The organism is Terriglobales bacterium (assembly GCA_035487355.1).
In the GTDB taxonomy this organism is placed as follows: domain Bacteria; phylum Acidobacteriota; class Terriglobia; order Terriglobales; family Acidobacteriaceae; genus QIAW01.
The window spans coordinates 15,505-41,269 of sequence record DATHMF010000042.1 but is presented as its reverse complement, the minus strand read 5'-3'; the positions used below and the strand labels follow the sequence as shown (position 1 = coordinate 41,269).

The 25,765-nt window shown below is 55.7% G+C and carries 21 protein-coding genes; 9 read left to right on the top strand and 12 right to left on the bottom strand.

Features of this window, described 5'->3' with window-relative positions; translation table 11 throughout:
• From VK738_09535 to VK738_09510, 6 genes are all read right to left on the bottom strand, one after another.
• A partial coding sequence (locus tag VK738_09535) for a hypothetical protein (GenBank protein HTD22883.1) occupies window positions 1-187 on the bottom strand: 187 nt, incomplete at its 3' end.
• A 139-nt stretch (window positions 188-326) separates the two neighbouring features.
• A complete protein-coding gene (locus VK738_09530; protein ID HTD22882.1) occupies window positions 327-1,862 on the bottom strand; it encodes a zf-HC2 domain-containing protein in 1,536 nt (511 codons plus the stop codon).
• On the bottom strand, window positions 1,855-2,433 hold the full coding sequence (locus VK738_09525) for an RNA polymerase sigma factor (protein HTD22881.1): 579 nt from the start codon (window positions 2,431-2,433) through the stop codon (window positions 1,855-1,857). Before VK738_09525 ends, VK738_09530 begins: the two co-directional genes overlap by 8 nt.
• 119 nt (window positions 2,434-2,552) lie before the next feature.
• Window positions 2,553-3,182, bottom strand: coding sequence for a hypothetical protein (locus VK738_09520; GenBank protein HTD22880.1), 630 nt, complete (start codon window positions 3,180-3,182; stop codon window positions 2,553-2,555).
• A gap of 57 nt (window positions 3,183-3,239) precedes the next feature.
• Entirely contained in the window at window positions 3,240-3,920 is a 681-nt protein-coding gene (locus VK738_09515) for a hypothetical protein (protein ID HTD22879.1), read from the bottom strand.
• Between the two features lie 162 nt (window positions 3,921-4,082).
• Window positions 4,083-5,888 (bottom strand): glycosyl hydrolase family 28 protein, encoded by a 1,806-nt coding sequence (locus VK738_09510; GenBank protein ID HTD22878.1) that lies wholly within the window; start codon window positions 5,886-5,888, stop codon window positions 4,083-4,085.
• Between the two features lie 219 nt (window positions 5,889-6,107).
• Here VK738_09510 and VK738_09505 point away from each other — a divergent pair, with 219 nt between their 5' ends.
• Together VK738_09505 and VK738_09500 are read left to right on the top strand one after the other, a co-directional pair.
• Complete coding sequence (locus VK738_09505) at window positions 6,108-7,868, top strand: 30S ribosomal protein S1 (protein ID HTD22877.1); 1,761 nt, start codon at window positions 6,108-6,110, stop codon at window positions 7,866-7,868.
• A gap of 98 nt (window positions 7,869-7,966) precedes the next feature.
• Window positions 7,967-8,881 (top strand): DUF1684 domain-containing protein, encoded by a 915-nt coding sequence (locus tag VK738_09500; protein HTD22876.1) that lies wholly within the window; start codon window positions 7,967-7,969, stop codon window positions 8,879-8,881.
• Between the two features lie 833 nt (window positions 8,882-9,714).
• On the opposite strand, the gene VK738_09495 is transcribed toward VK738_09500, so the two are convergent.
• Entirely contained in the window at window positions 9,715-10,488 is a 774-nt protein-coding gene (locus VK738_09495; GenBank protein HTD22875.1) for a hypothetical protein, read from the bottom strand.
• Between the two features lie 296 nt (window positions 10,489-10,784).
• Here VK738_09495 and VK738_09490 point away from each other — a divergent pair, with 296 nt between their 5' ends.
• On the top strand, window positions 10,785-10,946 hold the full coding sequence (locus VK738_09490; GenBank protein ID HTD22874.1) for a hypothetical protein: 162 nt from the start codon (window positions 10,785-10,787) through the stop codon (window positions 10,944-10,946).
• A 112-nt stretch (window positions 10,947-11,058) separates the two neighbouring features.
• Here the strand turns inward: VK738_09490 and tsaA are convergent, their stop codons facing one another.
• Window positions 11,059-11,496 (bottom strand): tRNA (N6-threonylcarbamoyladenosine(37)-N6)-methyltransferase TrmO, encoded by a 438-nt coding sequence (gene tsaA, locus VK738_09485; GenBank protein HTD22873.1) that lies wholly within the window; start codon window positions 11,494-11,496, stop codon window positions 11,059-11,061.
• A gap of 301 nt (window positions 11,497-11,797) precedes the next feature.
• On the opposite strand from tsaA, the gene VK738_09480 reads away from it, so the two are divergent.
• Window positions 11,798-16,360, top strand: a complete 4,563-nt coding sequence (locus VK738_09480; protein HTD22872.1) for a hypothetical protein — start codon at window positions 11,798-11,800, stop codon at window positions 16,358-16,360.
• 91 nt (window positions 16,361-16,451) lie between these two features.
• Here VK738_09480 and VK738_09475 read toward each other — a convergent pair whose 3' ends face one another.
• Entirely contained in the window at window positions 16,452-16,829 is a 378-nt protein-coding gene (locus VK738_09475) for a DUF309 domain-containing protein (GenBank protein ID HTD22871.1), read from the bottom strand.
• A 6-nt stretch (window positions 16,830-16,835) separates the two neighbouring features.
• Window positions 16,836-18,785, bottom strand: coding sequence for an OmpA family protein (locus tag VK738_09470; GenBank protein ID HTD22870.1), 1,950 nt, complete (start codon window positions 18,783-18,785; stop codon window positions 16,836-16,838).
• Window positions 18,786-19,099: 314 nt separating this feature from the next.
• Between VK738_09470 and VK738_09465 the strand changes: the two genes are divergently transcribed.
• Entirely contained in the window at window positions 19,100-20,065 is a 966-nt protein-coding gene (locus VK738_09465; GenBank protein ID HTD22869.1) for an IS1595 family transposase, read from the top strand.
• On the opposite strand, the gene VK738_09460 is transcribed toward VK738_09465, so the two are convergent.
• Together VK738_09460 and VK738_09455 are read right to left on the bottom strand one after the other, a co-directional pair.
• Entirely contained in the window at window positions 20,062-20,247 is a 186-nt protein-coding gene (locus VK738_09460; protein ID HTD22868.1) for a hypothetical protein, read from the bottom strand. The genes VK738_09465 and VK738_09460 overlap by 4 nt on opposite strands.
• Entirely contained in the window at window positions 20,244-21,074 is an 831-nt protein-coding gene (locus VK738_09455; protein ID HTD22867.1) for a hypothetical protein, read from the bottom strand. The genes VK738_09460 and VK738_09455 overlap by 4 nt, the downstream gene beginning before the upstream one ends.
• Window positions 21,075-22,036: 962 nt before the next feature.
• Here VK738_09455 and VK738_09450 point away from each other — a divergent pair.
• The 4 genes from VK738_09450 (at window position 22,037) to VK738_09435 (ending at window position 25,658) form a co-directional block, all read left to right on the top strand.
• Window positions 22,037-22,714 carry a sigma-70 family RNA polymerase sigma factor gene (locus tag VK738_09450; protein ID HTD22866.1) on the top strand — a complete coding sequence of 226 codons (678 nt, stop codon included), beginning with the start codon at window positions 22,037-22,039 and terminating at the stop codon, window positions 22,712-22,714.
• On the top strand, window positions 22,707-22,901 hold the full coding sequence (locus VK738_09445) for a twin-arginine translocase TatA/TatE family subunit (protein HTD22865.1): 195 nt from the start codon (window positions 22,707-22,709) through the stop codon (window positions 22,899-22,901). Before VK738_09450 ends, VK738_09445 begins: the two co-directional genes overlap by 8 nt.
• 182 nt (window positions 22,902-23,083) lie before the next feature.
• Complete coding sequence (locus VK738_09440) at window positions 23,084-24,418, top strand: vanadium-dependent haloperoxidase (protein HTD22864.1); 1,335 nt, start codon at window positions 23,084-23,086, stop codon at window positions 24,416-24,418.
• 124 nt (window positions 24,419-24,542) lie between these two features.
• Window positions 24,543-25,658, top strand: a complete 1,116-nt coding sequence (locus VK738_09435) for a hypothetical protein (protein HTD22863.1) — start codon at window positions 24,543-24,545, stop codon at window positions 25,656-25,658.
• Window positions 25,659-25,765 lie beyond the last annotated feature (107 nt).

Sequence of the window (25,765 nt, the reverse complement as noted above, 5' to 3'; positions counted from 1 at the left end):
CGGTGAAGAAAGATGAAATCTTTTGCCCTCTCACCGCAGTGGTAGATGACTCATTCACAAAATAACCATTCGCCGAGTATCCGGCAAACAGTTCAAATTTGGAGCCATCGCTGCCACGCGCACTCTGCGCTACCACCGGCGAACAGCAGGCCCCTATCAGCAGCATGATCGTAAACCTTTGCAGCATAGCATTCTCCTTATCCATCCATTTCGAAGCAAGCGAGGTGGTTGAAGCGCGCAGATACACTTCACGCTCCGCTGAGTTCAGTAGCATTTCGGTTAAGGTTGAAAGGCCGCCAGCTAAAACAGTTGGCGAAGAGTTGCGGCTAGCCTCCCGGCTTGGAAGATGCAACCGGCTTGGTTTTTCTCTGCTTGAGGATGCCGAGCTTAGTTCCCAATGCCTTTAGTGGACAAAGATGCATCGGGGGCGGTGGCTGTGGGTTGGTGATAATTACCGTGGATGAGGTGAACGCCTTGAACGGCCGCGGTTTTGCAAGGTCAGGGACCAGCATCGGAGCTACTGTTGTCCCTTGCGGTTGCAATCCGGGTAGTAGTGGTTCAGTGTCGTCGGGTTCGAACGTCAGAGTAATACCTGTTGATGCATGCGTTCGAGGAACTGGCGATCCCGAAGCAGCCATGGCAGACGGCCATGCCGGCGCAGATGCTACGGCTCGGGCCGCTGGTAGAGTATGACTCGGTGCATCGGGTGTGTTTTGCAGAGTAGCAGGGGCCGCAACGTCGGTTGATGCTTTGCTGTTTGCCGCGACCGCTTGCTCAGGCACAAAAGCAGGTGTTAGGGCAGATGCGATCACAGGTGCAGAAATTTGCTCAACTGACTTTGGGCTGGCTGGTCTCAAGCTGGATGGCAGACTGCTGGGTGACAGAGTTGCCGCCGCCGCTGCAGCCCGCAGCAACGCTGGGGCTGATGTGCCAAAAAGTGAAGAGTCAAGCTGCGAGGCGGGTAACAATTCAGAACTTACTTGGCTGATCTCGTACTCACGGTCGCGAAGCCAAAGGTGCACAGCAATGGGAAGCCAGTCGGTTGCACTCACAACCAACTGCGCTTTTCCAATGGCATCCCCCTCGGGCTGGCCGCTGGCCACTGTGGTCAGGGTCAAATCCGCCGAACCGCTGCGCGCAACCGAATCATGTTTCTCGACCAGCGAGGTTTGCCACCTTGCATACGCCGTCGCTGAGAGTGGCGACTGCCAGTCAAGATTGTTGGTCTGATAAACGCGCTGCAGCTCGCCGGTAATTTCAGCCGAAGAAGAAGTTTCGTGGAAGCGGTGGTGTGAATCATCTTGCCACGATTCATAGTTGATGGTCTTGTCTTTATCGTTGTTCGCCGCGTCCTGGCCATGCGCTCCCGATTTGCGACGAATCTGCAGCCGTTCATGAATCACGCGTCCTTGCGCACCCGAGAGACTCTTGCTTTGGGCCACAGTTGCCCGTGCCAGTAGTTCATTCGCGGAAACAGTCTCATGCCAAGGTTGCAGGATGAAGCAAATTACCGTCAGCGCCAGCACAACCGCCATCGCTGCCAGGCCGTAGCCGGGCCTCAAGATTGCGCGCCAGCCCTCCAGCAGAGAGCCCACTTTCCAGCGTCTCTCCCATGCTTCGATTCGCACATCGAGCGGCTCCCAGCGGCCCGGCGGTGCAGGAGCGGGTACGAGCAGTGCGAAGTCACTGCGAAACTGGATTAATGTATTGATTCCGCTTTGCAGGTTTTTGAGTTCAGCCTGGCAGTCGGGGCAGCCGGTAATGTGCGAGCGCACCCGGTTGCAGACGCCGGTTGCCAGTTCGCCCTCCGCATAGAGCAGCAACTCGGTTTGATCAACGGGATGTATTTTCACGCTACTCATGCATAGCCTTCTTCAATCCTGCGATTGCTCTGCGCAGAAACTCGGCCACTGTGGGCAGGCTAACAGCGAGAATGTCCGCGATCTCACGATAGCGAAAGCCTTCGGCGCGCAGGTGCAGGCACGCCTGCTGTTGTGGAGAGAGCCCGCGAATCGCAGCCTCCAGGCGTAAAGCTTTCTCGCGATGAAGCAGTGCCTCTTCCGGCGTGCCTTGCGGGTCAGCTTCGGAGCGCAGCCAACGGGCCACGTCCTCCTCGCTTGCTGCTGGCCGGTAACGCCACCAGCGCCTTTGATTGAGTGCCAGGCGAGAGGCCACGGTGAACAGCCATGCCCGAACATTTTCAATCTGCGTGCGATTGCACAGCGCGACATACAACTTAAGGAATGTCTCTTGTGTAAGGTCCTGCGCCTCGGCTGGGTTTGTTCCCAGCGCGACCAGATACCGGTAGATGGCGTCGCGTTCCTCGCGGTAGCAGCGGCCGGCCAACTCACGCGCTCTCACGGCAAGCTCGGCCCGCGAAGCCGGAAACCCGGCAGCAATCGAACTCGCGATGTCAATGTAGAGGTCACTCATACGGTTCTGGATACCGTGCTATCTGGAATGACACGCGGAGCCAACGATTTTATGACACTTTGGTTCTTGATCTGGCAAAAACAGGCTGGGGAGGTCGAATCGAGTGAACGGTATTGGCGTCAGGCTTCCTCTTCGATGCCGTCATCCTTCCACTGATGCCCGCAAGCATCGCAGCTCCAGTTAAACTTCGAGTCATTCGTGGAGCCCGTTGCCGGTTCTGCGTCCCGGCCTTGAAAGACGATTTCGGAAGAATGGCACTTGGGGCACACGGCAACGTAGTCTTCTTCTTCTGTTTCCTCTGGTTCCGGTGGCGGGGCTAGATTGAGTGCGCGGACTGCGCGATCGAGGTCAACGGTGCAAACTTTGAGAGCGAGCCCATCGTCCAAGGAGGAGTTGAACGCGTCCACGTTTTCGAGATTGTCTGGGCCCCAGCAATATGGCACTCCGGCGGCGTCGAGGATATCCTGCAGCCTGTGTGCTTCTGACAAGTCCGATGCTTCCCGTACCGTCACCAGAGGAGAATCTAACAGGTCGTCGGATTCCAGCGTTTCGGCAGCGGGAGCCGGTGGGGGCGCATCTCTCAGTTTGATGTTCAGACCGCGTTGGGAAATCTCCGATTCGAGCGTGCTTCTGGCAATTTCCGTCAGTTCGTAGCCGTAGTCGGCCACCGCCTGAAGCTCATCTTCGTTCATCTGCGCGTACTGCTCTCTGAGCCTGCGCTCTTCTTCTCCCGGGCCAAGATGATTCATGGCTGGTAATGATACGTGGGCGGCTCACGCTCGGCAACACTCTGTGATGGGATCACGTTACGGCGACGGCTTCGCTGGAGGAGTGAATTTCAATCCCTCGATGGCCGATTGCAATTTGGGAAGATCAGCGGGAGTTGAAGTCGCCCCGACTAATAAAAGGATGTATCCGTTCGACTCCACCACATAACCAGCTTCGTGTGAAGCTTCCGCATCCGGATCACGCACCAGCAAACGATAGGCTGGTCTTCCTCCCAGTTGGATCGAAGTTAAGCTGTCCGCCGGAACCATGCCTGCGCTCCCCGTACTGCCGTTCAACATGACTTCCGCAAAGTTTTTCAGCGGATACTGGTCGCGATTGAGATACTGCGGCGCTAACTTGAACCCCGCCAGAAAAATCGTGCTCACGGCCGGAGCTGTTGCGGCCGCTTCCGGCTTCGTTTTTAGCGCGATATTGATTTCCGGAGTCCCACACAGCGGCCCCTGGCATCCGGAACGAGGAGTGGTTTGGCTGTCTTCTATACCTTCTGCCTGGCGCGTTGTCTCCTGGTCCAGAAACTCCCATTCGCCGGTGAGTGCGATGGTCATGTCGAGAGCGGGGTTCTTGTAAGTATTTCCACCCACAATGCTTCCCTTGTCGTCTGGAATGGAGGGAGGAGTCGGAGCGGCAGACTTCTTGTTCGCAGCTTGGGCGTAGAGCATCCAGGGGATACAAACTAAGAGGGCGATTCTGAACAGCATGATTCTCATGAATATATAAATGGTAGCACTTGGACAAAGCTCGCGATTCAGGCAAAGACCCTCAGAGAATCGCTAAAAGCCAATACGAACCCAACCTCAACGGCAACTTAGCACCATCTTCAAAGCCCGGCTGTCCCGTAATGGGAAGCCGAGCCTATTTATCTAAATACGCAGCTTCACAGCTTTTTGCGGAGCGTCGGCTTTGAAGGCCACCGGCGTTGCTGCTTTTGACAGATCGCCCCCGTCAACCGTGATGCCCTGGCTGTCCGCACCTTCCACCTGCAGGAAGACCGCGGCCGGCGTCAGCGCGCGCGCGGCGCTCAGCAAGACGTCTCGCGTTTCAATGAACCGCAGCAACGACTCAGCCCGCGGATTCGCTTGTGCACTGAACCCATTCACTGCGGCGTCTTCCACGTGGTCGAATACCATCGCCGGCCGCAGCTCAGGCGAACTTACGTCAAAGCGTACGTTGCTTAGAGTAAGCGCGCGCACGTTGCGAGCATAGAGGCCATAGGCCGGCAAGACGCCGGTTTCGTAATACTCTCCGGTGATCTTGGGTACGTCGCGCACTGCAGCCTCTTCTGCTGTGCCACCGCCCGCAAAGGTGACGTGAACATCGTTGAAGCTGATGTTCTCCAGCACGCCCTCTCCGGAGCGGTTGACCGCGATGCACGATTTGATCTCCCCCGGGTTGTAGCCGCTGGTGAACGGCACATCGGGGAACTGTACCGGAACGGTCACAGTAGCGCGAATTCCACTGAAAGTAATATTGCGGACAACCCCTCCTTGGCCCGGCGGCGTGCCTGAATCTTCGAGCTGCGCGCCGGTGGGAACACTGGGTGGTGTACCCGGCTGACCGTTAGCTTGGGCCTGGGTCTGAGATTCAGTCTGGGGCGGGCGCCGCCGGTTTCCTCCCAGGCCGATTGAGATTGGTCCGGTCACGTTCTTCATGACCAGATTGGAGAAGGAAATATTTTCGAAACGCGATCCCGGTCCGCAGCGCATCTTGACGGGGCAGCCGTAGGTGTCATAGATGAGGCAGTTGGAGACCGTAATGTTTTCCGCCTCGCCGCCGCCGAAGCGAAACACCGACCAGCGCGTGCTGAACGAGCAGTTGGTCACGGTGACGAACTTGCAACTGCCAAAGAGGGCGCAGGCGTCGTCCTGGCATTCCACCGTGCAGTTGCTGAGATGGACGTGTTGCGCGCTGATGAAGTGAAACCCATCATTGTTGTGGTTCACGCGGTTGTAGATGCGGATTCCATCCAGCTTCACGTAACTGCTCTGAATGATGCGGACCGAATGATAGGCGCCCTGGAAGAGATAGATGTCGCGTACCGTGAAATTCTTGCATTGATGAAATAGCAGATGATACGGACGATTGTTGCCCCCGCGACCCGACGGCGGCGGAACGCCGCGCGTAGGACTGCGAAACTGTGTGCCCTGGCCGTCAATCGTTCCCGGCCCTTCGATGGTGAAGTTCTCGGCCCCGACGGCGAAGATCAGCCCGACGTTTCCGTCGCCCAGCGTCGAGTCTCCACTGAGCGGGATAGCATCGGCGGCATGGTACTGCTTGCCGTCGTCACTGCCCATCAGCTTGCCTTGCGCCGCGATGTGCAGCGTAACGTTACTCTTCATCTCGACTGTTCCGATGACGAACACGCCCGCGGGTACCAGCACCGTGCCGCCCTGATCTTTATTACATATGTCAATCGCCGCCTGCACCGCAGCCGTATCCAGCGTCTTGCCGTCGCCTTTAGCGCCGAAGTCGCGGATGTTGTAAGTACGCGCACCAAGATCGTGGCCGCCAGCCGTTGTGTGAGTCGTATGAGCCGCTTGAGTTGTCTGCGGTTTCGTCTCTGCCGCTCCTGCTTTGGTCACGGCCAGCAAGCCCGAGCCCAGCGTGGCTCCCGCGGCCAGGTGAAGCCACTTGCGTCTTGAGAGGGATGGATCGTTTGAGTTAGTCATAGTCCTCGTTTTATTGTTTGAAACGGGTGAGTCAAAAAAAAGACCGACTGAGTATCGCACGATTGACGAATTTGGAAAGTAAAGGTGACAAATAAGTGTAAAGGCGACAAATAGACAAATAAAAATTCCGCAGCGCCCTGGGGCCCCGTCCGAAAGCGGATGCTCAGGCACGGTGTTATCCTATTGAGATAACCCCACAACAGAACTGTAACCTCTATTATGTCTAACCCAAACATTCCCGAATCCCAACCGATAACCGAATCAACTCAACCGGCCGCTGAAGCCCCCGCTGAAACCGGCGAGTCATTCAAAGACATTCTTTCTCAGTACGAGAAGAGCCGTTCGCGCAAGCCCGAAGAGGGTGGCAATAAAGGACGCGAAGGCACAGTGATTGCCGTCTCCGCCGAGTCGGTGTTTCTCGATATCGGATTCAAGACCGAAGGCATTCTGCCCTTGACGGCCTTCCAGGGCGGCGAAGCCGTGAAGCCCGGCGACAAGCTTACGGTCTCAGTGAAGGGACGCGATCCCGAAGGCTACTACGAGCTTTCGCGCTTCAAGGTCGAGCAGCCGACGGATTGGTCATCGCTGGAGAAGGCCTTCAACGACAAAGCGACCATTTCGGGAACGGTCATGGCAGTGGTTAAAGGCGGGCTCAGCGTGGATGTAGGTGTGCGCGCCTTCATGCCGGCCTCGCGCACCGGAACGCGCGATGCCGCCGAGATGGAAAAGCTCGTGGGGCAGGAGATCCGCTGCCGCATTACCAAGCTCGATGTCACGGAAGAAGACGTGGTCGTGGACCGTCGCGCCATTGCCGAAGAAGAAGAGCGCGCGACCAAAGACCGCCGCTACTCGGAACTGAAGGAAGGCGAGACCGTGAACGGCACAGTCCGCAGCCTGACAGATTATGGCGCGTTCGTTGACATCGGCGGCGTTGACGCGCTCCTGCACGTCGGCGACATTGCCTGGGGCCGCATCAACAAGGCGGCAGACGTGCTCACGGTCGGGCAGCAGATCGAAGCCAAGGTGCTGAAGGTTGATACCGAAAAGCGGCGCATCTCGGTGGGAACGAAGCAGCTTCAGCCGCACCCCTGGGATTCGGCGCCGGAAAAGTATAAGACCGGCGAGCGCGTGCGCGGCGCAGTGACCCGCGTAACCGACTTTGGAGCGTTTGTGGAACTCGAGCCCGGAGTCGAAGGGCTGATCCACATCTCGGAGATGTCGTGGGCAAAAAAAGTGCGCAGGCCTAGCGACCTTGTGAAACCGGGCGAAACCGTGGAAGCGGTGATCCTGGGAGTCAACCCGGCCGAGCGCCGCATCTCCCTCGGACTCAAGCAGGCACTGGGCGATCCCTGGGTCGAGGTTACGCAGAAGTTTCCCGCGGGTTCAGTGATCGAAGGACCGATCACCAGCGTCACCAAGTTCGGGGCCTTCGTGCAGCTCGCCGAAGGCGTCGAGGGCATGATTCACGTCAGCGAAATCAGCGCCGAAAAGCACATCAATCATCCGCAAGACGTATTGCGGCTCGGGCAAACGGTCAAGGCCCTGGTGCTCGAGATCAACAAAGAAAAGCGGCTCATGCGCTTGAGCATCAAGCAAATGGTCCCCAGCAGCCTCGATGAATATATCGCCGAACACAAGCAAGGCGATATGGTCACCGGCCGCATGATCGAAGTTTCCGGCGGAAACGCACGCGTGGAGTTGGGCGAAGGCGTGCAGGCCACATGCTCAATATCGAAGCAGAAGCCGGCAGAACAGCAACCCGAAACGGGAACATCATCGGCGAATCCCGAATTGAAACCTGATCTCTCTTCGCTGACTTCAATGTTGCAGGCGCGTTGGAAGGGCGGTGCATTGCCGAGTAGCGGCAGCTCTACAAGCGGTGCTTCCAAAGCGGAAGCCCTCCAGACCGGGCAGATTCGCAGCTTCCGCATCGCCAAGCTTGATCCGGAGACGAAGAGGATTGAATTGGAGCTGGCGTAAGGGCTGTTCACCACGGAGGCACAGAGGCACGGAGAAAAACGAATTCAACCTTCGTACAGTTTCATTCATGCTTCCGGGCCTTATACAATATTTCTACTATGAAGTTCTGGGCCACGGCTGTCTCTCTCTTGCTTGCCTCAAGTTTTCTGTTTGCGGCCACTCCGGCCGCGCCCGATGCCGATTATGTGCAGTCCTTTGAGAAATTTAAGGCGCACCGCATTGATTCGCTCAAGAAAAACTGGATCCCGCTGGCCGGCCTGTTCTGGCTCAAGCCCGGTGTGAATACCTTTGGCTCTGCTCCTGACAATATTGTCGTTTTCCCAAAAGGGGAAGCACACGCCGGGGAGTTTGATCTTGCTGCCGATGGCCAGGTCACACTCAAGCTGCTGCCGGGGGTGCACGTCACGGTTGACGGCAAACCTGCCGAGACGGCCACGCTCGTGCCCGACTCCGCCGATCATTACACAGATGTTGCAATGCAGGAGCTGCGCTTCCATGTCATCGTGCGCGGCAAGAGAGTGGGCATCCGGTTGAAAGATACCGCGAGCGAGGCAGCGCGCAACTTTCACGAGATTACATTCTTCCCGCCAGACCTGAATTATCGCGTGATCGCGCGCTGGATTCCCGCCGATGGCAAGCGAATGATCAATGTGCCCGACATCCTGGGCGACGTCACACATCAGAAAGTTACGGGCACGCTGGTCTTCCAACTCAACGGAAAAGAGCTGCACCTGACCGACCTGGGCGACGACCCTTCCAAGGGATTGTTCATCGTCTTCAACGATCCCACGCTCAAGACTGATACCTACCCTGGCGGCCGCATGCTCGATCTTGACCCGCCGGTGAAGGGCACAGTCGTGCTCGACTTCAACCGCGCCTATAATCCGCCGTGCGTGTACACGCCCTATGCGACCTGTCCGATAGCGCCCAAGGAGAACCGGTTGACGGTGCCTATTCTGGCCGGGGAAAAATTCGAGCGCGCGGCACATGCTGGAACAGTCCACAGTCGTTAGTCCTCAGTCCTCAGGAAAAGTCTTGGCTTCGCCATTTCGGGGAGATCGCGCCGGCCCCACTTGCTGGAATAGACCGTATTGAGACTAAGTCTCCAGTAATCAATGGCATGCCGAAGAAAAATGGTGTACTTGCAGCTAGTGGGAAGGCAGTTCTCAGTTCTCAGAAAGCTCGCCGCAGGTTTGTGCGGATTGGGGTACCCCCCTGCTCGCTTGGGGGTCTCGAAGAGAGTCCTCCGTCCTCCGTCCTTAGGAAAGTCTTGGCTTCGCCCCTTCGGAGAGATCGCCGACCCCACTTGCTGGGTTAGGGCTCCCACCCACTTACTGGCAGGTGTTTTGAGTGTCCCAAATCGCGTTTTGCCCGCGTCATTACTGACGAAAATCGATCTGGGGTGGGGGACTTGCTGAGGCAGTTCTCGGTTCTCAGTTCTCAGAAAAGCTTGCCGCAGATTTGCGCGGATTGGGGGGCCCCCCTGCTCGCTTGGGTCGTGAAGCAGTTCCGGGAGCCGGGGAGGAGTTGCTTTTAAGTTTTCAAAGACCTCTTGGGCGCAAAAGCCCCGCATGCTGGCATGCTGAATACACTTTCAGCCCAATAATGAGCCACGAGCCGGCAAGAATCAACAGTGTGATATCACTTTAGTGCCTTCCTTACGCAACTCTGCGATCCCATGCAGGGCAAAATCCAGGCACTTCCAGGCAAAGACGGCCGTCGAGATCAGCAGGAAAGACAAAACCCTACCGCGGATTGCGCGGATTCACGCGGATTTTGGCCGGGTTTGCGGGATTGGCTCACAAAAGAGGAATACTGTGGGTTCGGCCAAACTCCGGCCGCCTCCTTACAGCCACAACATCAATCCGGTAACGACGACCGGAAGAAATCCGAAAAACCTTACCCAACGCATGCGAGGCAGATTATCGGGATTAGCGCTGATGATGAAAAACATGGCCAAAGCAACCAGCAGCGAAAGCAGAAGGTTTACTGTAAGCACGCTCTTGCTGTGGGCAAAGAGGGGACACATGAGCGTAGTGCAAAACCCAAGCACTCCGACGAATTCCTCCCAATTTGGGGGCAGTGATTTGGTCATAATCGGTATGCCCATGGCAATAAGCTCGGATTTTGCTATTTCGCAGCTCTCGATTTCCCGGGGGATGAGTAGCCAGCGATAGCGGTTCGGTGTGCGCAGGTAAAATCCTCCACCCCCGAAAAGAGAGGCATCTTCGGCGCGCTGTATTTCACTTCGTTCAAGCTGCCTGACCGGCAGAGAAGAAGAGAACATGCTTATCCGTTCGGGAGAAATCTCAACTTTCATCTTCCTGAGCGATTCTTCCAGCTTCCCACGATAGTTTTTCCAGCTCCGAATGTAGTTGATAAGCGGATGAAGAAATACGCCGAGAAGCACGGGGACCACCCAAGTTGGGAGCCAATCATGTGCGCCAAAAAACCAGACTGAGACATAGAATGCCAACAGGCAAGCGAGCACAGTTAGGGCGATGACGCAAACCCGGCGGCGGATCATTAGATTGCGGCCAACCATGTTTTCGATGTGCTGCTCGCTGTAGCCGTAGGTCGCCATGCGGTGAATTTTAGCAGGAGGGAAGTTCGCCAACAATTTCGGGATCGTGAGGAGATGGCCTTCTTGAACAAATCCATTTGCTGAGACGTATCTAAATCCGGGGCCAATCATTGGGGAGGAGGCCACAAGAGTGAAACGGCTCGCGATCATCCTTCCGAGAATGATTCACTGAAAATAAACCGACTGGATGAACTGGTTTGTGGCATCTCCCTGCCTTTTTGCTGTACTCTGATTTCGTGAGCAGAGTTGATCGCCGCCGGTGCAAAAGCGAACATAGCCACGATAAGCCCAAGCGAAAGCTAACTCGCTTTCATCGTCTCGGACTGCTCATCATGGCGGCAATATTTCTCGGCACAGGCATCAGCACGCTCTTCAGGGGCCATACCACTTATCCAAATTGGCGGGGAGCGCCGGTGTTTGCTCCTGCTGTGATTGTCGGAGGGGTGCTGCTTCTTGTCTTCGCGTTGCGGCCGAACGACAGCGCGCGTCAGTAAACTGCGGTTTTCATGCATCTTCGAAAAACTATCATTGCGGCGGTCTGCTTGCGATGAACCCCAGGTCAGCTCCACGTAAATTATCATCCAGCCCCAGGCCCGCAGCGGATCTTCAAAAATCGCCTCTGCGTTCGAGAACCGGTTTGATATCAATGATCGGAGTGCCGTCGATTGCCTCCAGACCCTGCACCTGAAGCCAGCGGTCCCCGTCGATGCTCAGGACCTTTGCACGATGCAATCCTATCGGGTTGGGCCGGTCCGGTGAGCGAGTTGCAAACACCCCCATCATAGGGTTCAGCACCTCACCTCGCGGGTGCACCTTGAGAACCGAGCGCCGCGATTCATGGAGCCACGTGAGAATCCAAATTTCCTGTCCAGGCTTGATGCCGTCGAGGGCCTGGACAAAAGCCGGATGGATTTCCAGCCGTGCATCGGGCGCGCCCTCCTCCCATCCCTGACGGGGAGCACCGGAGCGCTTCTTGAGGGTGGAGTGTACATAGCCGATCGGAGAAATATCGAAGTTCTTTGGGATATCCATAATAGTGGGCAAAGATGGATCGCAGCCAACCTTATATCTTAGACCTGCTACTCGACGTACGCTTGCAGCCCACCCAGCACTTGGTGGCGGCTGGAGTTTCTACCGAAGAACAGTTTCAGTTTTTCGAGTCTCAAGTTTTCAGCAGCATTCATGTGAAAATCAGGTAAATGACCAAATTCCTGCCTGATTTTTTTCAGCTTGACTTACCACTCTCCTTAGGGCAGAGTACCTAAATCCCCCGTAAGCAATACCTCGTTGCTGCCTAGGCCCGAATCACAAGTCGGGGCCAAGCTGCCCCCTCAGGAGCGTGTGTATGAACACGAAGCAGAAGACTGGCCGTTTTGCGCTTTCCTTAACATCAACATCCACAGAGCACAGCCGTAGGATCAAATCAGCGCTGGTCGTCTTGGGCATCAGCGTTTTCCTCAGCATCATCATGGGGTTAAGCTATGGCCTTCCTATCGCGCTGCATCTTCCCGGTACAGCAGCACATACGAAAGCCGCCAAAGCTGAACCTGTGAAAACGCGCAGAGCTCTGCCCGTCCTGGTTAAATTTGCAACCCACGGCTTACATCCGCTTGGTGGGTCAGAATTGCCGGCCACGTATACGGGAGACCCGACGGCTGTTGCCGCGCTTCATTCCAGTTCGGTCCAGGCGCTTTCCCTTGCAACCGATGACCTTAATAACGATGGTGCTCCGGATTTGCTTGTGGGCTATGCCGCTGGTGGTCACGGGGTAATAGCCGTCTATATGGGGAATATTGACGCCTTTGCGCCAAGTTCGCCGGCCGTATACCAGGCCGTACAGTCGGGCCGGATGCCGGTCTCCTTCGACCCAGCCGTTCGACTCATGGATTTGCCCGAAGCGGCAGATTTTATGGTTATCGGCGACTTCAATCGCGATGGAAATAAAGACATTTTGGCTGCAGCGCATGGCGGCGGTCTTTACCTTCTGGCTGGTGATGGTCGAGGAGGGTTCGGCGCCGCACAAGCCATCTCTTTACCGGGAAAGGTGACAGCACTGGCTGCCGGCGAATTCAACCAAGCTCACGGAGCAGCCGATGTTGCTGTCGGGGTTACAGGTGTGGACGGCCCCGCGATCCTTATCTTCGACGGCGCGTCAGGCGGATTGGCCGGCCAGCCGATGAAGTACTCTCTAAACGCTGAAGCCACCTCACTAGCATTCGATACTTTAGATAACGATGCGTTTTTAGACCTGGCGGTTGCGGCCGGGAACGAAGTCGTTATCCTTCACGGAGGAGGCCAGACCGCTGGTTCCAGAGCAGAACATATAAATGTTGGATTCAATGTTCGCTCGCTCACTTTGGGATCATTCACCTGGAATCGCGATAACAAACGCTCGATGGCACTTTTGGCGGAAGACGGAACTGTTCATTTGCTTCAGCGCAGCGATCTGGATACGCGACCCTTTACCGCCGAAGAAGCGGCAGCCCTTAAACGCAATGCGGTCAATGGAGCAGAGCAGGCCGAAACGCAAGGAGTCGGCACCGGTCTGTGGCAATCCAGCGCGGATGTGCAATGGTCTTTGGCAAAGCAACTCGATTCTGGTTTGACGGCAGCCCCCGGCAATTCCGCCGGTCAATTATCGGTAGCGACGCAAGCGGACCTGGCGCAGATTTCGATGGATATGGAAGGCCAGCCGACCGCAGTTCTGGCAATGCCGAAAAAGGTGAATGGCGCGCGCGATTTGATCGTGTTGCTATCGGGCCAGGCGGCCCCGCTCTCTCTGATAGGTATGTCTCCGACAACGATTACCGTGGATCGGACCGATGATTCTCACACTTCGGCCTGCACGGCGGCGCCCAACGACTGCAGTCTGCGCGGCGCAATTGATTTTGCCAATGCCAATCCGGGCACAACGATTAACGTTCCCGCCGGCACTTATCCACTGACCATCCCCACAACTCTTGAGCAGGGTAACCTGAACGGCGACCTTGATGTGAATGCGTCGGGAACAACCATCGTCGGAGCAGGCGCGGGCTTAACCATCATTCAGCAGACTGTTGTTGATCGCGTTATGGATATTAATTTCTCCTCCGCTGCCAACTTCACATTCAGCATTTCAGGCGTAACCATCACGGGCGGTCAAGACGCCAGCGGTTTAGGCGGCGGCGGTTTCCTGACCGGGGGGTCGGCTAACTCTTATACGGTAACCAACTGCACGTTCGATACGAATGCAGTTACCGGCGTGGCAACCAATACGCCGGGCGGCGCGATCAGTCTGCGCGTTGGCGGAAGTCTGAGCGTAACCGGCAGCACGTTTACCAACAATAACGCCGGCACCAGCCACGGCGGAGCTATTTCCATGCTCCCCACCGCCGATACCAGCACGTCTTTTGTGGTCTCAAACAGCACATTTTCGAATAACCAGGCTTCCGGCGCGGGTGGCGCCATCACAGATCAACTGAATGGCGGCGCCTCCCCATTTACCACCACTATTTCCAACTCTACCTTTACGGGGAACACGGTGGTCAGTGGAGGAGCTTCAACCACGGGCGGCGGAGCGCTCGGCATTGATATTGGGACTGATTCAGCGACCATAATGCAGAGCACGTTTGTCGGCAACCAGGATACTGACCCCTCCGGACATGGCGGCGCTATCACTGTTATTAATGGGACGGTTACTGCCCAATTCAACAGGTTTGTAAACAACACCACGGCCACCGCGTCGAATGGGAACACTGTTTTCACATTGGGAGGAAACGAAGATTTCACAGAAAACTGGTGGGCTAATCTCGCCGGGCCGCAAATCAATGATGCCATAGGCGGTTTCTTGACGACAGCGCCGTCTCTGACACTGACGATTACACCGGGCTCTGTGAGCATTCCGGCACTGGGTTCGACAGGACTAACTGCCAGTTTCCTGACAGACACTCTGGGCGGTCCAATTGCAGCCGCCAATCTAACTGCGGTGGTCGGATTACCTGTTACATTTGGCGCCACGGGCGGGACTATCTCTGGCGCAGACGCGACCATTCAAGCCTCAGGCGCCGCCTCGGCTACATTTACTGCCACCGCGACGGGAACCGACACGGCAACGGCAACTGTTGACGGCGCAACTGCAACGGCTAACATTCAAGCTGGCGTTACAGGTCTGGCGCCATCCATCAGTAAGCTCTTCTTGCCCGATACCATTCAGGTGAATGGAACGTCAACATTGAGTTTCACCATTACCAATCCGAACAGCGATCCGAGCCCCGTGACGCTAACCGCGATTCAGTTTACTGACACCTTGCCTGCGAACGTAGTGGTGGCATCGCCCAACCTGCTGAGTAGCGATTGCGGCGGCACGGTTACGGCTATGCCGGGTTCTTCTTCCATCAGCCTGACCGGAGGCATCGTGGCGCCTTCTGTGGGGTTAAAGCCTCCACCGGCGTGGCTACCGTCAACTACTGGACGACGGCGTGGAGCATCCAGGTTTGCATCCAACGTTTCATCCAGGTCTGCGCTGTCACCGATGAGTACTGCCACCGGGGCATGCTTTATTTCTGTGAGGGTGCAGGCAACTGCCGCCGGGGTATTTAACAATATCACCGGACCGATCTCCGCCTTTGAGAGCGGAGCCGGCGCAACCAGCAATACGGCAACTTTGACCGTGAACACAGCGCCGATCGTTGTGCCGCCGACATTGGCCAAGGCCTTCACAGCCGCCAGCATTCCGGTGAACGGAACCACCTCGCTGGTCTTTACTGCTGCCAACCCGAACGCGACCACCGCACTGGTCAACACATCGTTTGATGACGTGCTGCCCAGCGGGCTGGTGGTGGCTTCGCCTAACAATGTGGCGGGCAGTTGCCTGGCCAGTGCGGACGTCGTGGCCAATCCGGGCAGCAATGACATCAGCGTCGTGGCATTGAGTCTGCCGGTCTCCTCGAGCTGCACGCTGTCAGTTGATGTAATGGGTGCCAGCTCCGGCGTCAAGATCAATACCACCGGCAACATCAACGCAAGCTACGACGATGGCTCGGGCAACTTCATTGGAATCACCGGTGGGACGGCCTCGGCCAGCATCGTGGTAGTTCTGCCACCCTCGATCAGCAAGGCATTTAATCCGACGCTCATCGCGCCTACTACCACCACCACCCTGACGTTTACCATCACCAACCCCGCAGTCAACCCAGTGGCAGAAACCGGAGTCGCGTTCTCTGACACGCTGCCTGCAGGACTGACGGTGGGTAGCTCCTCTGCCGCGGTGTGTGGCGGAACCTTGACCACCACAGCGCCGACTTCGATTGTCTTGTCGGGAGCGACGATCGCTAGCAACAGCCAATGCGTGTTCAACGTGACGGTCACCGGTGCGGTCGTGGGCAACTACACCAACATTACGGGCGCAGTAAGCTCCGACAATGGGGGAACCGGCAACACCGCTACTGCGAACCTCGTTGTGAACAATGCCTCTCTTACCATCACCAAGACGCATGAGGATGACTTCGAGCGCGACGACACCGGCGAATACACCATTACCGTGAGCAACCTCGCGACTGCGGGGCCAACCACCGGTACCGTAACGGTCACCGATACCCTGCCCAGTGTGCCACACACGCTGGTGCCGATTGCTCTAAGCGGCACGGGCTGGACCTGCAACCTGGGCACGCTGACCTGTACGCGCAGCGATGTCCTGGCTCCGGGAGCAAGCTACCCGCCCATTACGCTGAAGGTACATGTGCCTAAGAACATCCGGGCCAACGTTATCAACTCGGCCACAGTCTCCGGTGGCGGAGATCCCAACACCCACATCGCCAACGATCCGACCCACATTGAGGGAGACGGCGAAGGGGACGGAGGAGATAGAGATCGACATAAACATGATCATGATAAAGATAAACATAGACACAGAGATAACGACGAGGATTGAGAGATAGAGCTCCAGGAGCTCGCGAAAAACTCAATTTAGTTCGATCTTTTCGGAGGGGCGCGGCGTTAGCTGTGCCCCTTTCTGCATCCTTCTAGGAAAGTGATCCTTCCGGCGTCAGTTGGAGTTGTGGGAAGGGCGGCGGGGAAGACGGCGGAACGGCTTCGAGGGCCTCAAGCCACAAGCCGACCGCCGCGCGCAGCGGCGCAACCGCAATGCCGGCAAAGGCCTCTGGATATCCCTCCAGGCGGCGCATAGCCGATCGCAGCAGCGAAATAGTTCCCGCGCAGTTGCCACGCTGAAAATGGTGGAAGGAAGCAGTGACCTGAATCAACCCCTGCAAGAAAGTCTTTTCCGGTTCTTGCGCCTTGAGCCACACTAATTCCCAGTGTTCGTGAGCTTCGAAGAAAGCTCCGGAGTGGAAGCAGCGCAGACCTTCGTATAAATTTCCCTGAGTCCAATCGAGTGACATGCAGAATCAATGACTCGTGCCGGTGAGCACCGAGATTTCTACTCTGCGGTTCCTTGAGCGGTTCTCTTCCGTGTCATTCGGATACTTGGGGTTAGCTTTGCCATCGCCTTTCGATTGCAGCCTGGAAGCATCCACGCCGTGTTTTGCCAGCCAGTCGGCCACCGACTCGGCCCGCCGTTGAGAGAGTTTCAGGTTGTATTCAACCGATCCGCGGTCGTCGGTGTGGCCTTCCACCACCAGCTTGGCATTGGGATGCTGGTCGATGATGCTCGATTTAATCTGCTCCAACACGGCCTCGGCTTCCGGCTTCAAATCGTATTTGTCAAAGTCGAACAGGATCGCTCCCTGCATGCTGATACGGATTCGGTCGGCTTCCTGTGTGATCTCCGTAGTCTTCGCCTGGCGGAACGAACCGGCCAACCCTATGACAGTCCACATGGTGGGTGCGAACTCCGAAGGCCGGCCGCTTTGCGAGTTCATGGAAGGCCACGCGCCCGTATCTTTTTGCTTGGCAAGCAGAAACTGCACAGCATGTTCGAATTCGGGCGTTTCAACGCTCTCGCCCGCCTGCTTGAATGCGTAGAGCACCTGGCCGGTCGCGTATGCGTTAGCCTGCATGTCGGTGCGCTCACCCCATCCGCCGTCCGGGTGTTGTTCTTTCTTGAGCTGATCCACGACTCCGGGCACCAGTTTTCGCTGCAGCGGAGTGCCGTATTTCGATAATCCCAGGATTAAGAAGACCTTGTCTTGCGTGGTTTCGGGTTTCGTAGAGGAGATAAATACCAAACCTTGATCGGCGGCCCGCTTGAATCGCGGGTCGTGGGATTGCCGGTACGCCGCCATGAAGGCATAAACGCTGTTGGCGGTTATCATCAGCGAACCCTGGTCAATGGGCGGCTCGGTATGGTCGCTGGGCACCTCTCCTGTTTTTTGCTGCTGCTTCAGCAGCCACTCGGCGGCTTTCTTCAGCTTCGCATCTTTTTGTGCCGCAACATCTGCGTAGTAGCCTAGCGCCATGCTCGCGAACGAAGTGGCGGTAATATGCTGTGCGTCGTGGTAAGAGCCATCGTCGTGCTGGACGGTTTGGGTGAACTTCGCCAACTCATCCAGACATGCGCGATTGACCACGTACTTTCCCTTCTCCGCGACCGCCAGCCCCATAATGACCTGCGATTGCACGTGGCATCCAAAGCAGGAGTGCGACCTCTGCCAGTCGACCGCCGCAGTCTGCAGCCAATCAGCGCCCTTTTGCGCGGCGAAGCGCGGCGATTGGCTCCACGAAACCATCTCAGGGTTGCGGGTCCCGAGCAGCATGTAACCGGGCTGGTCGGTTTCGAGCACCTGTATTTTGCCGATCTGCAACGAGTTCGGCGCGTAGCCGGAAACAATGCGCAACTTTACATAACGCGCCTGCAGAGGAGTAAACGTGATCGTCTGGTCGCCGGCTGCCTGCGGAAGTGTCTGCGACGCGGTTTGCCTGAAGCCGGAATCCACCTGGTCTGAAGTCCAAACCTCTACTTCTTTGGGAGCGCTGTTGAGGTCCTTGGGTTGCGTGATCACCACGCTTGCGATCAGGGCGGGCTCGCGGTCGAAAAACGACAGCACAAATTCCTGCGGGAACTTCACCGGAGTGGGCGCGCTCCATATCGGATCGAGACGCTTATCAATCAGAAGGCTGGTGTTGAAAGCGCATTGTTCCCCCGTGCTCTCAATCTCGCCACCGCGTTCGGCAGCCGCGATGTTCTGGGTTGGGCCAGTGGCGGCCGGTTCGACCGTTGGTGTGGGCGATGGCGTTGGCGTGGGAGTTGGAGTCGATGGTGTGTTGGCTGCCATCACCGTTGGGGTTGGCTTGGCGGTGGGTTCCTGGGAAGCTTGCTTGGATTTTGAGCAACCCCATAGGCCAGCAAACAACAGAATGAAAGCCATTGCGGCGGCCGCAACTGTGCTCCGTCTCATGAGCGCTCTCCTAAATTATCTATGTGCGCCGGAATGGTACTCCTGCCCGGAGGGCGGGTCAATACAATTTCCGGCGGGCGCGGCTAAAAGCTAAGAGCTTAACCACAAAGGACACTAAGGTAAACACTAAGGGCACAAAGGAAAACCGCAGAGAACGCAGAGTCACGCAGAGACTCGTGAAGATTTCCTGAATCAGCATTGATCTGCGTTCCCCACAAATTCTCAGCGAAATGGCCACCCCACTTGCTAGGGCAATAATTAACTTGACTAACCAAACGTTTTCGGATATTCTTATCTTGTTTGGAGCTAAGACCATGACCCCAAAGACTTTGCAACAAGCCATTAAACACTTCAGCAACGAACAAACCTGCATTGATGCCGTTGCCGCTCTGCGCTGGCCAGAGGGTAAGCCGGTTTGCCCATCGTGCGGACACAAAGACCATTACTACCTTGCCATTCAGCGCCGCTGGAAGTGTAAAGAGTGCTGGAAGCAGTTCACTGTGAAGTTGGGAACCATCTTTGAAGACAGTCCGCTTGGTCTCGACAAATGGCTTGTCGCACTTTGGATGCTGGTCAACTGCAAAAACGGAATCAGTTCTTACGAGGTGGCCCGCGATCTTGGTATTAGCCAAAAGTCTGCATGGTTTATGCTGCATAGACTTCGCCTCGCTCTGCAAAGAGGTTCCCTCGTAAAACTTGGCGGCCCAGGTTCCGAAGTTGAAGCAGATGAAACTTACATCGGCGGGAAAGCACGCAACATGCATCTATCGGAGCGCAAGCGTCGTATCTCGTCCACTGGCCCAAAGGGAAAGCAGCCAGTTTGGGGAGTGCTAGAACGCGGTGGCGAAGTCCGCTGCGAAGTGATTCCAGACACAATGAAGCCACGCATCCTAAAGATCGTAAAGAAGCACATCGCTGCCGAGACTGCGCTCTATACCGACAACGCTGGTGCTTACCGTGGCCTGGATGCGGAGTACATTCACAAGATCGTAGACCACGCCGAGAAGTACGTTGATGGCCGCGTACATACAAACGGATTGGAAAACTTCTGGTCACTGCTAAAGCGCAGTATTGGCGGAACCTATGTAAGCGTCGAACCATTCCACCTTTTTCGCTATTTAGATGAGCAAACATTTCGTTTCAATAATCGCAAAGACCGAAACGGGAACAAGTTAACTGACGCTGACAGGTTCTCGCTCGCATTGTCCCAGATCGCCGGTAAGCGCCTTACCTTTGCCGAAGTAACAGGTAAAACCAACCCGAGTCCAGCGCCTTTCTAATCCCCTCTGGCGGAAGCGCCTTTTGCGCGGGAAGAAGCGCCGCGTTTAGGGTTGCGTTTCTTTCCCGCTTTCTCAGCTTCGAGCATGGCTTGCATGTCTGAATGGGAAACTTCTAACACTTTGCCAAGAGCTTTTGAGAACGCATCGTATTCAGGGTTTGGCTTCACTGCTCTTTTACTCATGGTTGCTCACTCAGACTGTTCTTCGCTAAATGTGTCATAAATTTTTGAATCGTATCTAGTAGATACTTAGCTTCGCCATCATCGTATTGAGCTTCAATGTGCATAGTTGGATTTCTCCAAGCAACCTTCATATGCCCAAATTGGGTTGCCGCCTCTGAATAAAATTTCTCCTCTGCCGTTCTCGGGCTAGCAGCGCTATATCGAGTCTTCAGTTCGCGTTCAATGTCTCTCAGGTGCGATTCCCAACTATTTCGGTCGAACCGTTGCCCTAGTTTTACCGCAAGACTCTTTAACCCTATTTCGAGTGCTCGTTGCAGATGGAAAGCGCACGCTGTTCCCTCCCCATAGGCGTAACACTTGCCAGCCCGTTGAAACTCTTTCCATGCAGACGGGAAACTGCTCTCGATTGGGCTGCCAACGAGCCAGAACGGATGCCAATAGTCAACCCTGTCACTGGACAAGCAGAAACAAACTTTGGATTGCAGTTCTTCTTGAATGCGGGTTTGCAATTCGCTGATCGCCGCCCGAAGTCGCTCCAGCGAAGCCCTCTCATTGGTGAGTTCACATATTCTGCGAAGCTGATTTAGAGACATGTGCAGCTTAAGCGATTTGCAATGCTCATACAATTTATCGACACATTCCTGAAACCTAACACGACCTTTCTCGGTGTTCACCAGTTGTGGCAAATGAACAAAATGCGTGAACTGTTCGGAAAGCTTATAGAAGTCCTCGGCTGTATACTTTAGCATCTCGAAAAGGGACACCACCCCATGCCAACTAAAAACATCGGCTCTGTGCTGCTTTTCGAGTCTATTTGCTAAGGGCATGGTTAGTCAAAGTAATTATTGCCCTTGCTAGCAGGTGTTTGGAGTGTCCCAAATCGCGTCTGACCCGCGTCATTATTGGCGAAAATCGAGCCGGAGTGTGGGACTTGCTGCTAGTAGCAGTCCTCAGTTGTCAGTACTCAGAAAAAGCAACCGCAAAAACCTCGCCGCAGATGGAACACAGATCAGCGCGGATTTTTGGAGGATGGCAGGGCCCCCACTTGCTAGCTAGTGATCGAAGCGCCCTAAATCGCGTCTGACCCGTGTCATTATTGGCGAAAATTAATCCGGGGCAGGGAACTTGCTGAAGCGGTTCTCAGTTCTCGGTTCTCAGTTCTCAGCAAAAACAACCGCAAAAGCTTTTCGCCGCGGATGAACGCGGATCAACGCAGATTTTTGGAGCATGGCAGGGGGACCCCAACCCCACTTGCTCGCAGGTGTTTTAAGCGCCACAAATCGCGTCCGACCCGCGTCATTATTGGCGAAAATCAATCCGAGGCAGGGGACTTGCTGGAACAGTTCTCAGTTCTCGGTTCTCAGTTCTCAGCAAAAGCAACCGCAAAAGCTTTTCGCCGCAGATGAACGCGGATCAAACGCAGATTTTCGGAGCATGGCAGGGGGCCCCCAACCCCACTTGCTCGCAGGTGTTTTAAGCGCCACAAATCGCGTCGGACCCGCGTCATTACTGGCGAAAACTAATCGGGGGCAGGGGACTTGCTGCTGGTTCAAACTCGCTGCTCCACGAATTTTCAAAGAGCTAAAAAGGACTACAAAAAAGCCCCGCATTCTAGAATGCATAACGTAAACACACATCTAGCACAATGATGACCTGCCGTTTCCAAAGAAGCAACATTTTGATATCAGATTGGTGCCATCAGCAGTCAGCACTTACCGCCGCCTTTTCCTGAGTTGTCTCCGGAATAAAGTACGCCTGGCTTTGTTAACCAATAGTGAAAGAGATTCGAATGAGCAAGGTGACGCCCAATCCGGTGCAAGTCGAAGCCGGCGACTTCGAACTGGTAGAGGCCAGCATTGCCGGCGATATGAGCGCCTTCGACGAACTCATACGAAGGCACGATGGCAAAGTCTTCCGCGCCGCCCAGTGCATCATGAAGAACCGAGAAGATGCGGAAGACGTAATGCAAGAGGCATTTCTGAATGCTTTTCGCAAGCTGCACCAGTTCCAGAAAAAGTCGAAGTTTTCGACCTGGCTGGTGCGGATTACCGTGAACCAGGCGCTCATGAAATTGCGCGACCGTCCCAAGACGATCATATTTTCCCTGGATGAAGAGCCTGAGGACCCGAACGAAACCCGGCCTCGGGAAATTGGAGATTGGGACCACAATCCCGAGCAACTCTGTTACGCCTCTGAATTGCAGGAGACACTCTCTGACATGCTGCACAGCTTGCGGCCGAACATGAGAATGGCATTCCTGTTGCGTGACATGGAAGGGTTTTCCATGGAGGAGATTGCCGACACCCTCGGGCTCACAGCCGCCGCGGTCAAAACCTGCCTCTTCCGGGCACGCCAGCAGCTTCGCAAGAAATTCAGCAAACACCTTAAAAAGAAACATGGGTTCGCGGGAGGCAGAAACTTCCGCATGCCGCGAATGATTGCCATAAGAAAGGAAGCGTATGTTTGAAGGTCTGTTTCAACCCCTCCATTTGATTGTTATTCTGGGGATCGCTCTGCTTGTATTTGGTCCCAAAAAGATTCCCGAATTGGGTAAGGGTCTTGGCGAAGCCATTCGCGGGTTCCGCTCCGCGATGAAGGAAGGCCAGAGTACGTCGGAGTCCAAGTCGCTGGATTCCAAGCCGCTCGAACCATGAGGGCCTGATAGCGCACGGCATTCCCAGCCGGTGCGGATCGCTAGGCTGCAACCACCCCACATTCTGGTTGGAATATTTTGCTTCATTTCCGGTTTTAGATGGTGATGAGAGTGTTCGAGGGCGACGGTTTCCTGTGTCCTGCCCTGTTACTCCTCCAAAAATAGAGAAAGAGATATTCATCAATGAAAAAGATTTTGGTTATTTTTGCACTCTTATGTGGAAGTCTGTCTCTTCCGCTCAGCGCGTTAACCCCGGCTGCCGAAGATGATCCAGATCAGCAGCCAGCGGCCTCTGCTTCTTCGGCAAGTAATCCGGTTGTGGAATGGAACAAAACCCTTCTCATGATTGTTCGCACTCCAGGCGCGCAACCGCGCACCATTCACCCAACCCGTAGCTTTGCCATCATGCACGCCGCGATTTACGACGCCGTCAATGCCATTGACAGGACGCACAAATCTTATCTGGTCCACCTTTCCGCGCCACCGCGGCATGCTTCTGAGGACGCTGCAGCCGATGCAGCAGCTCACGACGTGCTGGTGGCGTTGTATCCGAGCTTGCAGGCAGCGCTCGACAGCGAATTTCAGCGGCTCCTGGCGCAAATTGCCGATGGGGAAGACAAGATGGAAGGAATCAGCATAGGCCAGACGGTAGCGGGCCGCACCCTGGCGCTACGCAGCCACGACGGATCGGATGCGCAACCCATTCTTTTTGTTTTTGGGAACGCCCCGGGAGACTATCAGTCAACCCCGCCGAATTTTCCCAAACAGCCTCAATTCACACATTGGCCGCAGGTTACTCCATTCGCCCTGGAGCGCGCCAACCAGTTTCGGCCCGGCCCTCCCCCAGCTCTTACCAGCGATGCCTACAGCGATGCCTTTAACGAAGTGAAGTCGCTAGGAATCGCCAATGGCACAGCCAGCTCTCCAGACCAGGCCCTCACCGGACGTTTTTGGAATGGAGCAATTCAGAACTACTGGAACGAGATCACGCAGACGGCGGCAGTGGGGCACGATCTAACCACGGCGCAGAGCGCCCGTTTATTTGCCCTGCTGAATATAGCGTTGGCCGATAGTGTAATCGCTTTTTACGATGCCAAGTACACGTATAACCTGTGGAGACCAGTCACAGCGATTCGCGCCGGAGACATTGACGGCAATCCTGAAACGGCTGCCGATCCTAATTGGCTACCTGAGGTTGGCAACACCGCTCCCGACCCATCGTATCCCGGCGCGCACGCGGTCATCAGCGCAGCCGCAGCCGACGTGCTGGTTTCGTTCTTCGGCAGGAGCCGTTTCAATTTCAGCGTAACCTCCGAAGTGATGCCTGGAGTGCAGCGTTCTTTCGCGAACTTTCCGGCTGCGGCTGAGGAGGCGACACTGAGCCGTATTTTCGCGGGAGCTCACTTCCGCTTTGACCTCATCCGGGGCCAGCGGCTGGGCCATAAAGTGGCCGATTTTGTGGTTGATAACTTGTTAACTTCCCGTAACAGGAATGATGAATCTGAGGATGACAGGTAACGGTAAGAACTGTGAGCCGACATAGCGATCGATAGAGTCAAGGTCATGGTCATCTCCCTTCTTGATCCGAATTCGCGGTCGAAAACAAAAATAGCTGGTCTTGCACAAGAAAGGAAAAGGAGCCATGAAGCAATCTGAGAGTGTGCTTAAGAATGAGTCGAACCGCCGCTCGTTCCTGAAACAAGGAGCCGTGGCCGCGGGAGTAACCGTGGGCGCAGGGTTGTTGACCAACGGGATATCCGCCTTCGCCCGGGAGAGGGGTGACGGTGATGACGTTCTCACAAGAGGAGACATTGCAATCTTAACGTTCCTGGCGGCAGCAGAGCTGATCGAGAGCGACTTGTGGCAACAATACAACGAACTTGGAGGAGTCAATGCGACCGGCAGCAAGAGCCAGTTGTACCTCACGGCGCTGCAGGTTCTCGATGGCGACATGCCTCAATATGTCAACGACAACACCGAAGATGAATTCAGCCACGCAGCTTTCCTGAACGCATATCTGAAATCCAAAGGCCAGCAGGAAGTCAGCCTCGCGGGGTTCAGCAACTTAGAGCCAAGCCAAGTCTCGACTGTCCCGCAAACCGGGCGGCTTACCAATCTGAAACAGCTCAGTGTGGATACCAGGTGGTGGACCCGGTACCGCGGCAGGACCAACCCTGATTTGGGCGCGAAGTTCGCTCAAGCAGTCCCGAGCTTGAATATTGGACAGCACCCGGCAATTCCCCTGAAAGATGATGATCTTCAACCCGACCCCAACAGCCCAAACGGGGTTTCGAACCATCTGCAGGCGATTGCCAACACGGCGGGGTTCCATTTTGGATTCATTGAGCAAGGTGGCACCAGTCTTTACGCCGCTCTTGCCCAGAAAGTCAGCAGTCTGGAAGTTCTAAGGATCCTGCTAAGCATTGGCGGATCAGAGATCATGCACTTTCAGGTTTGGCATGACAAGGCAGGCAATGCCCCGGTTTTGACCGACGGCAGCCTATCGTTCCCGGATCTAGCCAACAGCACCGACCCGGTGTTGAAGGCCAATTTGATCATGCCTGAGCCCTGCGAATTCCTGGACGACGATCTACCTCTGTGCGCTGTCATTCGCCCTATTTCTGACCAACAGGGGGGTGCGGCGGCTACGATCCAGAGCTTTATGGATGACGGACTTTTTATCGGCCAGCCCAAACATTTCCTGCAACTGCTGTTCGAGCTGGCCCACGATGCAGATCACGCAAAGCGCGAGTTGTGAGCGGCATAACCACGACTGTAATCCACGCTAATGTTCCGAACCAGGAATTGCTGGCGAACTCAATGAGTTCTGAGGGGGCAACTGGTTCGGAGCGTTGGAGTGGCAAG

What these genes read in the sequence shown, in the direction of transcription:
- VK738_09530 (HTD22882.1), bottom strand. Translation starts at nt 1,862, where the DNA reads ATGAGTAGCGTGAAAATACATCCCGTTGATCAAACCGAGTTGCTGCTC.
- VK738_09525 (HTD22881.1), bottom strand. Translation starts at nt 2,433, where the DNA reads ATGAGTGACCTCTACATTGACATCGCGAGTTCGATTGCTGCCGGGTTT.
- VK738_09520 (HTD22880.1), bottom strand. Translation starts at nt 3,182, where the DNA reads ATGAATCATCTTGGCCCGGGAGAAGAAGAGCGCAGGCTCAGAGAGCAG.
- VK738_09515 (HTD22879.1), bottom strand. Translation starts at nt 3,920, where the DNA reads ATGCTGTTCAGAATCGCCCTCTTAGTTTGTATCCCCTGGATGCTCTAC.
- VK738_09510 (HTD22878.1), bottom strand. Translation starts at nt 5,888, where the DNA reads ATGACTAACTCAAACGATCCATCCCTCTCAAGACGCAAGTGGCTTCAC.
- VK738_09505 (HTD22877.1), top strand. Translation starts at nt 6,108, where the DNA reads ATGTCTAACCCAAACATTCCCGAATCCCAACCGATAACCGAATCAACT.
- VK738_09500 (HTD22876.1), top strand. Translation starts at nt 7,967, where the DNA reads ATGAAGTTCTGGGCCACGGCTGTCTCTCTCTTGCTTGCCTCAAGTTTT.
- VK738_09490 (HTD22874.1), top strand. Translation starts at nt 10,785, where the DNA reads ATGGCGGCAATATTTCTCGGCACAGGCATCAGCACGCTCTTCAGGGGC.
- VK738_09480 (HTD22872.1), top strand. Translation starts at nt 11,798, where the DNA reads ATGAACACGAAGCAGAAGACTGGCCGTTTTGCGCTTTCCTTAACATCA.
- VK738_09475 (HTD22871.1), bottom strand. Translation starts at nt 16,829, where the DNA reads ATGTCACTCGATTGGACTCAGGGAAATTTATACGAAGGTCTGCGCTGC.
- VK738_09470 (HTD22870.1), bottom strand. Translation starts at nt 18,785, where the DNA reads ATGAGACGGAGCACAGTTGCGGCCGCCGCAATGGCTTTCATTCTGTTG.
- VK738_09465 (HTD22869.1), top strand. Translation starts at nt 19,100, where the DNA reads ATGACCCCAAAGACTTTGCAACAAGCCATTAAACACTTCAGCAACGAA.
- VK738_09460 (HTD22868.1), bottom strand. Translation starts at nt 20,247, where the DNA reads ATGAGTAAAAGAGCAGTGAAGCCAAACCCTGAATACGATGCGTTCTCA.
- VK738_09455 (HTD22867.1), bottom strand. Translation starts at nt 21,074, where the DNA reads ATGCCCTTAGCAAATAGACTCGAAAAGCAGCACAGAGCCGATGTTTTT.
- VK738_09450 (HTD22866.1), top strand. Translation starts at nt 22,037, where the DNA reads ATGAGCAAGGTGACGCCCAATCCGGTGCAAGTCGAAGCCGGCGACTTC.
- VK738_09445 (HTD22865.1), top strand. Translation starts at nt 22,707, where the DNA reads ATGTTTGAAGGTCTGTTTCAACCCCTCCATTTGATTGTTATTCTGGGG.
- VK738_09440 (HTD22864.1), top strand. Translation starts at nt 23,084, where the DNA reads ATGAAAAAGATTTTGGTTATTTTTGCACTCTTATGTGGAAGTCTGTCT.
- VK738_09435 (HTD22863.1), top strand. Translation starts at nt 24,543, where the DNA reads ATGAAGCAATCTGAGAGTGTGCTTAAGAATGAGTCGAACCGCCGCTCG.